6 protein-coding genes are annotated in these 15,003 nt (G+C 71.2%); 3 read left to right on the forward strand and 3 right to left on the reverse strand.

All coding sequences use genetic code 11. The features are described 5' to 3' along the window. Window positions 1-45: 45 nt before the first annotated feature. Together AB3X07_RS00825 and AB3X07_RS00830 are read right to left on the reverse strand one after the other, a co-directional pair. Entirely contained in the window at window positions 46-573 is a 528-nt protein-coding gene (locus AB3X07_RS00825; protein ID WP_369941891.1) for a phage tail protein, read from the reverse strand. Window positions 574-641: 68 nt separating this feature from the next. Further along, window positions 642-1,193 carry a phage tail protein gene (locus tag AB3X07_RS00830; protein WP_369941893.1) on the reverse strand — a complete coding sequence of 184 codons (552 nt, stop codon included), beginning with the start codon at window positions 1,191-1,193 and terminating at the stop codon, window positions 642-644. A 298-nt stretch (window positions 1,194-1,491) separates the two neighbouring features. On the opposite strand from AB3X07_RS00830, the gene AB3X07_RS00835 reads away from it, so the two are divergent. Next, window positions 1,492-6,222, forward strand: a complete 4,731-nt coding sequence (locus AB3X07_RS00835; RefSeq protein ID WP_369944859.1) for a putative Ig domain-containing protein — start codon at window positions 1,492-1,494, stop codon at window positions 6,220-6,222. Window positions 6,223-6,413: 191 nt separating this feature from the next. On the opposite strand, the gene AB3X07_RS00840 is transcribed toward AB3X07_RS00835, so the two are convergent. Then, window positions 6,414-7,370, reverse strand: coding sequence for an IS1595 family transposase (locus tag AB3X07_RS00840; RefSeq protein WP_369941895.1), 957 nt, complete (start codon window positions 7,368-7,370; stop codon window positions 6,414-6,416). A gap of 256 nt (window positions 7,371-7,626) precedes the next feature. Here AB3X07_RS00840 and recC point away from each other — a divergent pair, with 256 nt between their 5' ends. Both recC and recB read left to right on the forward strand, forming a co-directional pair. Continuing rightward, window positions 7,627-11,040, forward strand: a complete 3,414-nt coding sequence (gene recC / locus AB3X07_RS00845; RefSeq protein WP_369941897.1) for an exodeoxyribonuclease V subunit gamma — start codon at window positions 7,627-7,629, stop codon at window positions 11,038-11,040. Further along, window positions 11,037-14,894 (forward strand): exodeoxyribonuclease V subunit beta, encoded by a 3,858-nt coding sequence (gene recB, locus AB3X07_RS00850; protein ID WP_369941899.1) that lies wholly within the window; start codon window positions 11,037-11,039, stop codon window positions 14,892-14,894. Before recC ends, recB begins: the two co-directional genes overlap by 4 nt. The last annotated feature ends 109 nt before the right edge of the window (window positions 14,895-15,003 follow it).

A 15,003-nucleotide genomic window follows, 5' to 3' on the forward strand; every position in this document is an offset into this window, starting at 1 on the left:
GATGGAGCGGATGCGTGCCGCAGCCATGCCGGCGCGGCGCGGGGATCAGGCCTGTTGCGGGAAGATGCCAGTGGTGGCGATGCAGTACTGCACCGTCAGTGTCGGCATGGTGTTGTCGTGCGGCTGGTTGCCACCGGCATAGGAGGTGCTCTGCCCGGACATCGCCACCATGCTGGCGCCGGTGAGGTCGCTGGCGTAAAACGCCGCGCCGTTGACCGCGCCGGGCACCAATCCAGCGGGCGCCGGTGCGGTCGCCGCCACGGTGGTGGCCTGGGCGGTGTGCGTATGCGCAGGCATCTGCAGATCGATCAACGTCACCGTCTCGGTACCGGCACGCTGGGCAAGCACGTAATTGCTGAGTCCTGGTCCCTGACCTTGGTGGATCGGCAAGCGACCGCGCAGGTCCGGCACTGCGAAGGTGCTGGTGCCATTGCCACCGTAGGCCGTGCCCAGCAGTACGTACAAGGGTTCATATTCGGCGATCTGCAGCAGCGTGCCGTCGCAGGCCTGCCAACCTTGGGGCGTGCGGCCGAAGCCGAACATGCGGATTTCGCCGATGAAGGGAGTACCCATTAGATTCTTCCTGGTCGATGAGGCGCTGCGCGCACTGCTGCGCGCCGCGCGCCCGAGTGCGGATGCGCCTAGCTGCGCGAAGGGAAGATGCCGGACAGCGCGATGCAAAAATTGATCGTGGTGTACGGCTGTACGTTCGGATGCGCTTGGCTGCCGCCACTGTTGGCGATCGTGGATTGCGACAGCGGCACCGTCGCGCCGGGCGCGGCATACAGCGCATGCGGCGTCCCTGGGCCAGGACTGACGATGTTGTTCGCGAACAGGCGACCGACCGGTGCGCGGTTGTCGCCGTTGGCACTACTGCAATCCATCAGGTGGGTATGCGCGGGCAGGTTGCCGCTCACCAGGGTCACCGTCTCGGCGCCAGCGGCTTGACCCATCGGCAGCGCAGACGGCTGCCACGCCGGATCGGCCGACGGCCCATAGCCCATCGGCGTGCGCCCGCGCATGTCCGGCAAGCCGAACGTGGTCTTGCCGTCGCCACCGAAGCGTGTGCTGAGCAGACTGAACAAGGCCTGGTTCTGATTGATCGGCAACAATTGCCCGTTGCATTGCGCAAAATATTTCGGCGCAAACGCGAAGCCGGTCAGCATGATCTGACCGATGAAGAACTCGCTCATGCGGATCTCCCCCCGGAGTTGTGGCGGCAGACCTCGTGTCTGCCGCCGGACTACTTAAACACGACTTGCGCGACATGCAAGCAACGATTTCGATGAACCAGACAGATACGGCGCATTTGTTGCTTTACGTGACGGACGACTTGTTGTTTCAATAGCCGCGCAACGCGCGTGCCGGCCCTTGTCGGACCGATATCCGCGTTGTCCGAGGCACCAGGATGGCTGCCAGCGCCCATGGGGTGGCGCGTTTTTGGGGAATCGAAATATGTCTACGAAATGCACCGCTTCAAGCGGCGTGCGACTGACGTTGCGTTGGCTGATGGCGCTGCTGCTGCTGGCGACGTCGCAGGTCTGCCTGGCTGCCTACTGCACGACGCCTCAAACCGCGACCGTCAACGCGGGCCAGTCGGTGACGTTCGACGTCAGCAACTGCGATGGCCCCGACAACTTTGGCATGAGTGATGGTGCGCAGCCCTCGCACGGAAGCTACTCCCTCACCGGCCAGCTCGATGGTGCCGGAACGCAGCGCGTGACCTATACCAACAACGGGGACGGCGCGACCTCGGACTCGTTCTATTTGTTGGACCAAGACAACGGTCAAGTTGTCTTCAACATCACCATCAACCCCTCGCGCACCGCCAGCATCGCGGTCTCCCCATCCAGCGCCAACGAGGACAGCGGTACGGCCTTCGTCTACACGGTGACGCTGAGCCAGACCAACAGTTCGGCGACCACGGTGAACCTGACCCGCAGCGGCACTGCGGCCAGTGGCACCGACTACTCCGGCGCCGTGACCAGCGTGGTGGTGCCGGCCAACACCACCTCGGCCAGCTTCAGCGTCACCCCAATCGCCGACACCACGGTGGAAGCCGACGAGACGGTGATCTTCAGCGTCACCAGCGGCACCGGCTATTCCACCGGCAACCCGTCCAGCGCCACCGCCACCATCGTCAACGACGACTTCCCGTCCGCGAGCATCACCGTCTCCCCGGCCAGCGTATCCGAGGACGGCTCCGCCAATCTGGTCTACACCGTCACCCTGGACCAACCGTCCCCCTCGGCGCTGTCCATCGGCTTCAGCGTGGGCGGCACCGCGACGTCCGGCACCGATTACGCCGCCGTCAATTCGCCGCTGGTGATCGCCGCCAACCAGACCACAGGCACCATCACGGTCGATCCCACTCCCGACACCACAGTCGAACCCGACGAGACGGTGGTGATCAGCCTCAACGCCGGCAGCGGCTACACGGTCGGCTCGCCGAACAGCGCTACGGGCACCATCCTCAACGACGACCAACCGACGCTGTCGATCAACGACGTCTCCGTGAACGAAGGCAATGCCGGCACCACCAATGCCACCTTCACCGTCTCGCTCAGCCAGCCCGCCGGCGCCGGCGGCGTGAGCTTCGACATCGCCACGGCCGACGGCACCGCCACCGCGGGCGTGGACTACGTCGCCTCCAGCCTCACCGGGCAGACCATCCCCGCCGGCAGCAGCAGCGCCACCTTCACCGTGCTGGTCCACGGCGACACGCTCAACGAACCGAACGAAACCTTCTTCGTCAACGTCAGCAACGTCGTCGGCGCTACCGTCAGCGACGGGCAGGGCCAGGGCACGATCGTCAACGACGATGCGCAGCCGGCGCTGTCGATCGACGACGTCAGCGTCAACGAAGGCAACAGCGGCACCACCACGGCCACCTTCACGGTGAGCCTGAGCGCGGCCAGCGGGCAGACGGTCACGGTCAACTACGCCACCGCCGACGGCACCGCCACCGCCGGCAGCGACTACGTCGCGCGCTCCGGCACGCTGACCTTCGCGCCGGGCGTCACCGCGCAGAGCGTGGCTGTCACCGTCAATGGCGACACCGCGGTCGAGCCCAACGAAACCTTCAACGTCGGCCTGTCCGGCGCCAGCAACGCGAGCATCGCCCGCGCCACCGGCACCGGCACCATCCTCAACGACGATGCGGTGGTGACCATCTCGCCGGCGTCGCTGCCGACGGCCACCGCCGGCACGGCCTACAGCCAGACCCTGACCGCCAGTGGCGGCACCGCGCCGTATGGCTTCGCGGTCACCGCCGGCGCCTTGCCGGCGGGGCTGACCCTGAACACCGCCGGCGTCCTGTCCGGAACGCCGACCGCCAGCGGCAGCTTCAATTTCACCGCGACCGCCACCGACAGCGCCGGCAGCCCCACCAGCGGCAACCGCGCCTACACGCTAACCGTGGCCGCGCCGACGCTGACCCTGCCGGCGACCACCCTGCCCGGCGGTACCGCCGGCCAGGCGTACTCGGCCGCGATCAACCCGGCGACCGGCGGCATCGCGCCCTACACCTACGCGGTCAGCGCCGGCGCATTGCCGGCCGGCGTCACGGTCAACAGCGCGACCGGCGCGCTCAGCGGCACGCCCACCGCGGTCGGCAACTTCAGCTTCACGTTGGTCGCCACCGACAGCACCACCGGCGTCGCCGGACAGGCCGCCCGCAGCTACACGCTGGCGATCGTGGCGCCGACCTTGGCCATCGCGCCACCGACGCTGCCGGCCGGCAGCGTCGGCAGCGCCTACAGCCAGACCCTGAGCGCCAGCGGCGGCACCGCGCCGTACAGCTACACGCTCAGCGCCGGCGCGCTGCCGGCCGGGCTGACCCTGACCACGGGCGGCGCGCTGTCCGGCACGCCGACCGTGGCCGGCAACTTCGCCTTCACCGTCAGCGTCACCGACGCGGGCGGCTTCGGCGCGACGCAGGCCTATACCCTGGCGATCGCGTCGCCGACGCTGACCATCGCCCCGCCGACCTTGCCGGCCGGCGTTGCGGGCACCGCCTACAGCCAGACCCTGAGCGCCAGCGGCGGCACCGCGCCGTACAGCTACGCGCTCAGCGCCGGCGCGCTGCCGGCCGGGCTGACCCTGACGACGGGGGGCGTGCTGTCCGGCACGCCGACCGTGGCCGGCAATTTCGCCTTCACCGTGACCGCGACCGACAGCACGGCCGGCGTGCCCGCGCAGGCGAGCTATGCCTACACCCTGAGCATCGCCGCGCCGACCCTGGCCATCGCGCCGCCGACGCTGCCCGCCGGCAAGGTCGGCATCGCCTACAGCCAGGCGTTGAGCACCAGCGGCGGCACCGCGCCGTACAGCTACAGCGTCAGTGCCGGCACGCTGCCGGCCGGCCTCACCCTGACCGCCGCCGGCGTCCTCGCCGGCACGCCGACTGCCGCCGGCACGGCCAACTTCACCGTCAGCGCCGCCGACGCACGCGGCTTCGGCGCGGCGCAAGCCTATACGCTGGCGATCGCCGCGTCGGTGCCGGCACCGGTGGCCGTGGAAGACAGCGGCGCCACGCTGGTCGATACCGCGCTGACCCTGGCGGTGACCGGCAACGACACCGGCAGCATCGACAGCATCGCGGTGACCACCGCGCCGAGCCACGGCACCGCGGTGGTGAACGGCGTGCAGTTGGTGTACACGCCGGCGACCGGCTACGTCGGCGCCGATACCTTGAGCTACACCGCGACCGGCCCCGGTGGCACGTCGGCTCCCGTGGCGGTGGCCATCACCGTCAACGCGCGCCCGGTGGCGGTGTCGGCGACGGCGGCGGCGGTGCCCGGCGAAGCGCAGACGGTGGACCTGACCCGCAACGCGACCGGCGGTCCGTTCGTCGCCGCCGCGCTGGTCGCGGTATTGCCGGCCAATGCGGGTACCGCCTCCATCACCCGCAGCGGCCCCGCCGCCGTCGCGACCGGCACGCCGACCACGGCCGCGGCCGAAGGCCCCAGCTTCGTGCTGACCTTCACCCCGAACCCGGCGTTCTCCGGCCAGGCGACGGTGCGCTTCACCCTGTCCAACGCGGTGGCGACCTCCGTCCCCGCCGACATCGTGTTCGTGGTCGCGCCGCGGCCCGATCCGACCCAGGATGCGGAAGTGCGCGGGCTGATCGACGCACAGGCCGAGTCGACCCGGCGCTTCGCCAAGGCGCAGATCGACAACTTCCAGCGCCGTCTGGAGGCGACCCATCGCGGCGAGCGCGGCTTCGACAATGGCCTGAGCTTCCAGTCCACCTCGCGCTCGCATTGCCGCGAAGCCGAGCGTGGCGTGACCGCGCAGCCGTGCAGCCAGCCGACCTGGGATGCGGACGCGGATGCGCGCGACCCGGCGGATGCGGGCACGCCGACCGCCAGGACCGCGGTCGAAGGCGATCTCGGCCTGTGGGTGGGCGGCGCGATCCGCTCCGGCAGCCTGGACAAGCAGACCCAGCGCGCCGGCGTGGACTTCCAGACCGATGGCCTGAGCGTGGGCGCCGACTACCGGGCCGCGGACTGGCTGGCGCTGGGCGCGGGCCTGGGCTGGGGCCGCGACGACAGCGATGTCGGCCGCAACGGCAGCCGCAGCAAGGCCACCGCGTACACGCTGGCGCTGTACGCCAGTATCCACCCGGGACGGTACTTCTTCTTCGACACCCTGGTCGGCTACCAGTTGCTGTCCTACGACCTGCGTCGCTACGTGACCGACAACGGCCAGTTGGCCGAGGGCAATCGCGACGGCAGCCAGTGGATCGCCTCGGTGTCCACCGGCGCGGACCTGCAGCACGGCGACTGGCAGATCACCCCGTACGCGCGGGTGGACATGGCGCGCGCCACCCTGGATGCATACAGCGAAGCGGCGATGGCGCCGTATGCGTTGCGCTATGCGGACATGGACGTGTCCACCACCACCGGCAACCTCGGCTTGCGCCTGGAGTGGCGGCGCGAGATGTCCTGGGGCCAGTTCACCCCGCAGTTGCGCGTGGAATACCAGCGCGACTTCCAGGGTCGCGGCGATGCCACGCTGAGCTACGCCGACATCGTCGGCCCTGGGCCGCTGTACCGCACGGGGCTGAGCGTGTTCGACCGCAACCGGCTGATGCTGGGGCTGGGCGCGGTGTTCACCACCGAGCAGGGCCTGTCGACCCGCGTCGAGTACCGCGGCGTGACCGACGGCGACAGCGGCAGCGACCAGACCTGGATGTTCAACGTCGAGAAGAAGTACTGATGCCGATAGCCCCTCTCCCACCGGGAGAGGGGTTGGGGTGAGGGTGCGGCGCGAAAGCGACTCGCGAAGTTTGGGTACACGAGGCTCCGCCCGTCCCCTCATCCGCCCCTGCGGGGCACCTTCCCCCGAAAAGGGGGCCGTGGTCCCGAGGGGAGAAGGAAAAGCCAGTAGCCCCTCTCCCACCGGCCTGATTAGCGCTGTGTCTCAGCTGGCATACGCAGTTGCCGCTCTGTGAGCCGTCCCGCGCTGGCCAAGGCACGGGCCAGGCGCGGCACCATGGCCGCCAGGTTGAAGCGGCGGTTGAACCGATAGGCATGCGCGCGCAGGTAGCGCGCGCCGTATTTCGGGAAGTCCACCGCATGGTGGGTACCGCTAAGCGCGGTCTTGAGATTGCGCAGGATCGTATTGACCCACCGCAGACGAGGCTGCTGGGCGCCTTTGCGGCCGCCTCCGGTCACGATGGCATCGTGTGTCAGGCCTGCCCAGCCCACACCTGTGAACGCTGTCAGCCCATCACTGACGACATGGGTGCCCGGTGCCAGTGCCTGCTGGGCCCACGTGTTCACGACGCTTCTCCGGAAGCTGGAGACCACGTCCAGGCGCAGATGGCGCGGGCGCCCTTGATGCAGGGAAACCGCTGCGATAAACGGCACCTTGTTCCGCCACTGCGGTTCTCCTGGGCCACCGGCGCGTTCGCCGCCCAGATAGGCATCATCGATCTGGACCTCTCCCTCGAGCCGCCGTGACTGCTCACGATCGGCCATCGCCGACATCAGTTTGTGCTTGATCCGCCATGCAGTGCGATAGCAGACGCCCAACTGCCGAGCCAGTTCCAACGCAGCAACTCCATTCTTGGCTTGGCTCACCAGATAGATGGCCAGCCACCACGCTCGCAAGGGCAGTTTGGTGTCTGCCATGGGCGTGCCGGCGGTCAAGCTGGTCTGTACCCTGCAGCGCGTGCATTGCCACAGCTGCTGGTGGCCTCGCTCAAAACGACTGGCATGGGTGTGACCGCATTGCGGGCACACGAAGCCAGCAGGCCATCTGGCCTGAATCAACGCCTCGACACATTGCGTCTCGGAGCCGTAGCGGCTCAGAAAAGCCGGAATCGAAAGCCCCTTCTGGAACTGGATCCGATTGAACGTCATCGCCGTATCTCACTGAAGATCCTGCATTTCTAAACCTAGGCAGCATCACCAGCTGAGACACAGCGCTAATCAGGTCCCACCGGGAGAGGGGTTGGGGTGAGGGTGCGGCGCGAAGCGACTCGCGAAGTTTGGGTGCACGAGGCTTCGCCCGTACCCTCATCCGCCCCTGCGGGGCACCTTCTCCCGGTGGGAGAAGGAAGAGCAGCCAGCCCCCCAACGACGCCGCGCGCGCGCATCCGGCACAATGCCGGCACGCATGCACGCCTCTTCCGCGCCCGATTTCCGCCTGTACCCGTCCAACGCGCTGGATACCCTGGCTGCCCTGCTCGCCGAGGAACTGCGCCGGCCGGTGCCGGGGCAGCCGTTGCTGGCGCCGGAGGTGGTGCTGATCCCGCAGGTGGCGATGCGCCGCTGGCTGCAGTCCACCCTGGCCGCCACGCACGGCGTCGCCGCCAACCTGGAATTCCTCACCCCCGGCGAATTCGTCGCGCGCGCGCTGGACGCCAACCTCGGCGCGGCCGCCGACGACCTGGACGTGGCGACCACGCAATGGCGGCTGTACGCGGCCCTGCAGGCCGACCTGGGCAGCGACGCGGCGCTGGCGCCGCTGGCCGGCTACCTGGCCGATGGCGACGCGCTCAAGCCCTGGGCACTGGCCGGCGAACTCGCCAACGTGTTCGAGAAATACCAGGCCTGGCGCCGCGACTGGCTGCTGCGCTGGGAAGGCGGCGCCGATCCCGACGATCCGCAGGCACGGCTGTGGCGCCGCATCGCCAGCGGCCGCCAATACCGCGCGCGCCGCATCGGCCAGTACCTGGACCGCTACGCGCGCCCCGACGGCCCGCTGCCGCACGGCCTGCCGCAGCGGCTGTTCGCCTTCGCCATCCTCAACGTCTCCCCCGACGTGCTGCGCGTGCTGGCCACGCAGGCGCGCGTGGGCACGCTGCACTTCTACCTGCCCACGCCGACCCAGGGCTACTGGGGCGATCTGCAGACGCTGTGGCAGCGTCGCCGCGAGGACGGCGCGGTCGCGCTGTTCGCCGCGCAGGTGCAGGAGAATCCGCTGCTGCAGGCCTGGGGCGCGGCCGGGCGCGACTTCATGGCGCTGGTCGGCGACTACGAGGTGGTGCATCCGCTGGCCGAGATCGCGGTCTATGCCGATCCGCTGGCCTCCGGGCATCGCCCGCTGGCCGAGGGCGGCCTCGGCGACAGCCTGCTGCGGCGCATGCAGAGCGATCTGTTCCATCGCCGCGCGCCGGCCGCACCGGCGCCGCTGGCGCAGGTGGATCTGGCCGATCCCAGCCTGCAGGTGCACGCCTGCCACACGCGCCTGCGCGAACTGCAGGTGCTGCACGACCAACTGCGCGCCCTGCTCGACGACCCGCGCTTCGACCCGCCGCTGCAGCCGCGCGAGATCGCGGTGCTGTCGCCGGACATCGATCCCTACGTGCCGTACCTGGACGCGGTGTTCGGCGGCCACGGCGACGACGACGCGTTGCCGTACGCGCTGGCCGACGCCAGCCCGTTGGCCAGCGAACCGCTGGCCGAGGTGTTCCTCACCCTGCTCGGTCTGCCGTTGTCGCGCTTCGGCCTGCACGAGATCCTCGACCTGCTGGCCAGCGCGCCGATCGCCGAAGCCGCCGGCCTGGACGAGGCCGGGCTGGAGCGCCTGCGCGCCTGGCTGCACGCCGCCGGCGCGCGCTGGGGCCTGGATGCGACGCACCGCCAGCAGCACCACGCGCCCGCCGACGAGGCCTACACCTGGCGCTTCGCGCTGGACCGGCTGCTGCTCGGCCACGCCAGCGGGGCCGAGGACGACATCGCCGGCGTGGCGCCATGGCCGCAACTGGAAGGCAGCGCGCTGCTGGCGCTGGACACGCTGCTGCGGCTGCTGCGCGTGCTGGAGCGCCATCAGGCGCTGCTGGCCGAGCCGATGACGCCGGCGGACTGGCGCGAATGCCTGCTCGGCCTGCTCGACGCGCTGCTGCCGCAAGCGCCGTCGGCACCGCGCGCGCAGCGCGCGCTGGACCGGCTGCGCACGCTGATCGACCAGTTCGCCCGCGATGCCACGCGCGCCGAGTACACCGGCAAGGTCCCGGCCGAGGTGGTGCGCGCGCATTTCGCCGCGGCGCTGGGCGAATCGGACACGCGCGCGCCGCTGCTCACCGGCGGCATCAGCTTCGGCCGCATGGTGCCGATGCGCCTGCTGCCGTTCCGGGTCATCTGCCTGCTCGGCATGAACGATGGCGACTTCCCGCGCCGCGACCGGGCCGCCGGGCTCAATCGCCTCACCGCCGAACTGGGCAGCGACCGCCGCCGCCACGGCGACCGCTCCACCCGCGAGGACGATCGTTTCCTGTTCCTGCAGCTGTTCGCCTCGACGCAGGACGTGTTCTACCTGAGCTATCTCGGCTCCGACGCGCGCGACGGCACGCGCCGCGAACCGTCGGTGCTGGTCAGCGAACTGCTGGCCAGCGCCGCGCAATCCCACGCCGAGCCGACGGCGATCGACAAGCTCGTGGTCCGGCATCCCTTGCAGCCCTTCGCCGCCGCCGCGTTCGGCGCGCTCGGCGAGGACGGCGCCGACCCGCGGCGTTTCAGCTATCGCCGCCAATGGCGGCCGGCGGTGGACAGTCTTGCCGCGCAGCGCCAGGCGCTGGCGCCGTGGATCGACCAGGCCTTGCCGGCCGTCGCCGCCGCGCCGCCGGCGAGCCTGTCGATCGACGACCTGCGCCGCCTGTTCGCCGACCCGGCCGGGCAGTTCCTGCGCCACCGCCTGGGCATGCGCCTGCCCGATCCGGCGGCCGAAGACAGCGACCTGGAGCCGCTGCTGGCCCCGGACGGCGCGCTGGAACACCACGACCTGCAGCAACAGGTGCTGGAGGCGGTGCTGGCCGACGCCGCCGACGCCGGCCTGTATGCGCGCCTGCGTGCGCGCGCGCTGCTGCCGTCCGGGCCGCTCGGCCGGCGCCTGCTCGACCAGCGCCTGCGCGAACTGCGTCCGTATGCGCAGGCCTTCGCGCAGTGGCGAGGCGCCGCGCCGGCGCAGTCGCGGCGCCTGCAGGCGCAGATCGACGGCATCGCGTTGCATGGCCGCGTGCCGGGCTGGTACGACCACGGCGTGGGCCGGGTGCAGGTCGGCGCGGTGGGGGGCCGGGCGGCGATCCGCCACGGCCTGGAATGGCTGCTGCTGCGCGCCGCCGGCGAGCACGCGCCCTACGTGCGCTTCTTCGACGACGACGGCCTCGGTCCGCATCCCATGCACGGCGATGCGATCGCACCGCTGTCGCAGGCCAAGGCGCAGGCGGCGCTCGCTGCGTTGCTGCGGCTGTATCGGCAAGGCCTGCAGGCGCCGCTGGCGTTCGCCCCGTACAGCAGTTGGAAGTTCTACCAGGCCGCGCGCACCGGCGACCTGGCCAAGGCGGTCAAGGACGCGGCCGCGCAGTGGCAGGCCAGCTTCGGCTGGAGCGAAGCGGCGAGCCCGGAGTTGCGCCTGGTGCATCGCGGCCGCGACCCGTTCGCCGACGCGCAGCGCTTCGCCGCGTTCGCCGCGACCAGCCACCTGCTGTACTCCCTGCTCGAACGCGGCGACGCGGACGACGCGCCGGACCCGGCACAGGTCGCCGACAGTTGGCACCACTGGCGCGGCACGCAGGAGGACGCCGAATGAACGGCTCCCCCGCCGACGATCCCTACCTGACCTTGCCGCTGCACGGCGTGCGCCTGATCGAGGCCAGCGCCGGCACCGGCAAGACCTTCACCCTGGCCACGCTGTTCACCCGGCTGGTGGTCGAGCGCCGGCTACGCATCGGCCAGATCCTGGCGGTCACCTTCACCGAGGCCGCCACCCAGGAACTGCGCCGCCGCATCCGCGAACGCCTGGCCCTGGCCGCCACGCTGGTGCCCGACCCGACCCTCCCTGTAGGAGCGGCTTCAGCCGCGACAGACACCCCGAACGCCCTGTCGCCCACCGAAACCGCCGACGCGCCATCACGGCAGAACCCGCCCCCACAGCAAGCACCAGACGCCGCCCTCACCCGCGCCATCCTCGCCGCGCACCTGGCCGCCAGCGACGAAACACCCACCGCCCTGCGCCGCCGCCTGCAGCAGGCGGTGGAGGACATCGACCTCGCCGCCATCTTCACCATCCATGGTTTCTGCGCGCGCGTGCTGCGCGAACATGCGCTGGAAAGCGGCCAGACCTTCGCCGCGCCCGAACTGCTGGCCAACGACCGCGAACTGCTGGCCGAAGTCGCCGCCGACCTGTGGCGCCAGCGCGCCGCCGACCCGGCGATGGCCGAGGACCTGGTCGCGCTGTGGCCGGGCGGGCCGCAGGCATTGGCCGGCGACCTGCGCGAACTGGTGCGGCATCCGCGGCTGCTGCCGGCCGTCGCCACCACCGCCGACGATCCCGCCGCGCTGCTGCAGGCCGCGCACGACGCCGCCAACGCCTTGGCGGCCGCGTTCCATGCGCATGGCGTCGCCTGCTTCGAGGCCATCATGGCCGCGCTCGACGCGGGCGCGCTCAGCAAGGTCAGCTACAAGCCCGAGTGGCTGACGGCGTTGTGGCAGTGGTTCGCCGCCTTCGCCGAGGCGCCGGCCGCCGGCCTGCCGCCGCATCCCAAGCTGGTCAAGCTGACCGCCGCGGAACTGGTCGCCGGCACCAACAAGAAGTTCGCCGGCAGCACCCCGACCTCGCCGCTGAGCCACGCGATCGACACCTATCTGGCCGCCCTGGCCCGCGTCGAGGAATGGCGCGGCCGGCGCCGCATCCGCCTGCTGCACGCGCTGCGCGACGACGCCAGCGCCCGCCTGGCCCTGCTTAAGCGCCAGCGCCGCGTGCAGACCTACGACGACCTGGTCGACGGCGTGGCGCAGGCGCTGCAGGGCGCGCAGGGCGCGGCCTTGGCGCGGCGCCTGCGCGCGCAGTATGCGATCGCGCTGGTGGACGAATTCCAGGACACCGATGCGCGGCAATGGGCGATCTTCTCGCAGGTGTTCGGCGCCGCTGCGGCGCACGCCGGCGGCGAGCACGGTACGCCGTCCGACGAGGACGCCCTTGCTCCGTCCGGCGAGGCGCCGGCGCGCCTGCTGGCGCTGATCGGCGATCCCAAGCAGGCCATCTACGGCTTCCGCGGCGGCGACGTGCAGACCTACCTGGCCGCGGCCGCCACCGCCACGCCGGCGCCGCCGCTGGCGCACAACTTCCGCTCGCGTCCCGCGGTGCTGGCGGCGATCGAGGCGTTGTACGCGCGCGCCGGCCATGCGCAGGCGTTCCTGACCGACGGCATCGCCTTCCACCCGGTGCAGCCGGGCGGCACCCGCCGCGACGATGATCTGCAGCGCCATGGCGCCACCGCGCCGGCGCTGACCGTCTGGCGCGCGCCGCCCCCGCCGTTGCCGGACAAGGGCAAGCCCAAGCCCTGGAGCGCCGGCCGCGCGCGCGCGCTGTGCACCGCCGCCTGCGTCGCCGCCATTCGCGGTTGGCTGGCCGATGGCCGCGCCGGTACCGCCACCGTCGGCGGGCGTCCGGTGCAGGCCGGCGACATCGCGGTGCTGGTACGCAGCCACGGCGAGGCCACCGCCATCCAGCAGGCGCTGGGCGCGGTCGGCATTCCCGCGGTGGCCGCCGGCCGGCGCAGCCTGTTCGCCACCGACGAGGCGCTGGAGGTGCTGACCCTGTTGCAGGCGCTGCTCGACCCGGGCGACGACAGCCGCCTGCGCGCGGCGCTGGCGACGGTACTGATCGGCGAGGACGCCGCCGCGATCGCCGCGCTGGAACACGAGGGCGACCGTCACCGCCGCTGGCAGCAGCAGGCGCTGGACTGGCGCGAGCGCTGGCAGCGTGGCGGCCCGCTGGCGCTGCTCGGCGACCTCGGCGCCGCGCACGCGCACCGCCTGCTGGCGCTGGCCGATGGCGAGCGCCGCCTGACCAACTACCTGCAACTGGCCGAGGCGCTGCAGGAAGCCGACACCCGCGCGCTCGGCGCGCACGGGCTGGTGGACTGGCTGGCGCGGCGCATCGCCAATGCCGACGACGGCGACGAGACCCAGCAACTGCGCCTGGAATCGGATGCGCGCCGGGTGCAGATCGTGACCCTGCACAAGAGCAAGGGCCTGGAGTATCCACTGGTGTTCCTGCCCTACGTCGGCATCGGCCGCAGCGAGCGCGGCGCCGGCCGCCATTGCGCCGTGCACGCGCCGCCGCTCGGCCGCCAGTTGCACTGGAATACCTCGAAGTGGAACGGCGGCGCCGACGACCCGGCCTGGAGCGCCGCCGAAGCGGCGTGGAAACAGGAACAGCGCGCCGAGGACGCGCGCCTGCTCTACGTCGGCCTGACCCGTGCCGAGCACGCGCTGTGGATCGCCAGCGGCGCCTTCCACCAGCACGAGCGCAGCGCGCTGGCGGCCATGCTCGCCGAGCCGGATGCGCTGCAGGCCGCGGCCGGCGAGGCGATCGTGATCGACACCACGCCGCCTCCGGCCAACCTGCCGCGGCTGCCGCCGGCCGAGGACGTGCAGGTGCCGCCGGCACGCGCGCCGCAGCGGCGCATCGCGCCGGAGTGGTGGGTGTACAGCTTCACCCAACTGGCCAACGCCGATGCCGGCGCCGCGGCCGATCCGATGGCCAGCGCCACCGTGGTCGGCGGCGGCGGCAACGACGAGCCGTCGGCGCGCGAGGCGGCGGGCGGGGCGCCGGACACGGACACGGAGACGTTCGATCGCCGTTTCGCCGGCAACCGCTTCGGCGTGGCGATGCACGACGTGTTCGAACGCTGCGACTTCGCCGCCTGGCGCGCGTGGCGCCCCGGCCAGCCGGCGCCTGACGGGCAACGCGCGGCCATCGTCGAAGCGCTGCAACGCGGCGGCTACGCCCAGGACGAACTGGAGGACGGCATCGCCATGCTCACCGCCCTGGTCGGCCACACCCTCACCGTCGCCTTGCCAGAAGGCAGTCGCCTGGCGGCCGTGCCGGCCGCGCAGCGCCGCAACGAAATGGAATTCCACTTCGCGATGCGGCCCACCCGCGTCGACGCGCTGCTGGCGCTGCTGCACCGATTCGGCGTGGTCGGCGAACGCCAGGCCTTCGGCGCGCGCCAGCGCCTGGAAGGGCTGATGACCGGCCTGATCGACCTCACCTACCAGCACGACGGACGCTGGTACGTGCTCGACTACAAATCCAACCGTCTGCCCGGCTACGACGCCGACGCGATGGCGCGCGCGATGGCGCACAGCGAGTACGAACTGCAGGCGCTGATCTACACCGTGGCGCTGCACCGCTGGCTGCGCTTCCGCCTGGGCGAAACCTACGATTACGCCCGCGATTTCGGCGGCGTGCGCTACCTGTTCTGCCGCGGCCTGGACGCTACCCGCGATCCCTCGCCGGGCGTGCACGCCTGGCGCTTCGACCCGGACCTGGTCGAAGCCGTCGACGCCCTGTTCGCCGGCGCCCCTGAGCCCCTCTCCCCGCGGGAGAGGGGTTGGGGTGAGGGTCCGTCCGCTCACGGAGGCCCCACTCCATGAGCAAATCCAACCTGCTGGCCGCCCTGCACCGTGCCTTCGCCCAGCACCTGATCCAAGCCATGCTGCCCGAGTTTGCCGCCGCCCCGCCTAAGCCCCTCTCCCCCCGGGA

This window comes from Xanthomonas sp. DAR 35659 (assembly GCF_041242975.1).
In the GTDB taxonomy this organism is placed as follows: domain Bacteria; phylum Pseudomonadota; class Gammaproteobacteria; order Xanthomonadales; family Xanthomonadaceae; genus Xanthomonas_A; species Xanthomonas_A medicagonis.

What these genes read in the sequence shown, in the direction of transcription:
- AB3X07_RS00830 (WP_369941893.1), bottom strand. Translation starts at nt 1,193, where the DNA reads ATGAGCGAGTTCTTCATCGGTCAGATCATGCTGACCGGCTTCGCGTTT.
- AB3X07_RS00825 (WP_369941891.1), bottom strand. Translation starts at nt 573, where the DNA reads ATGGGTACTCCCTTCATCGGCGAAATCCGCATGTTCGGCTTCGGCCGC.
- recB (WP_369941899.1), top strand. Translation starts at nt 11,037, where the DNA reads ATGAACGGCTCCCCCGCCGACGATCCCTACCTGACCTTGCCGCTGCAC.
- recC (WP_369941897.1), top strand. Translation starts at nt 7,627, where the DNA reads ATGCACGCCTCTTCCGCGCCCGATTTCCGCCTGTACCCGTCCAACGCG.
- AB3X07_RS00840 (WP_369941895.1), bottom strand. Translation starts at nt 7,370, where the DNA reads ATGACGTTCAATCGGATCCAGTTCCAGAAGGGGCTTTCGATTCCGGCT.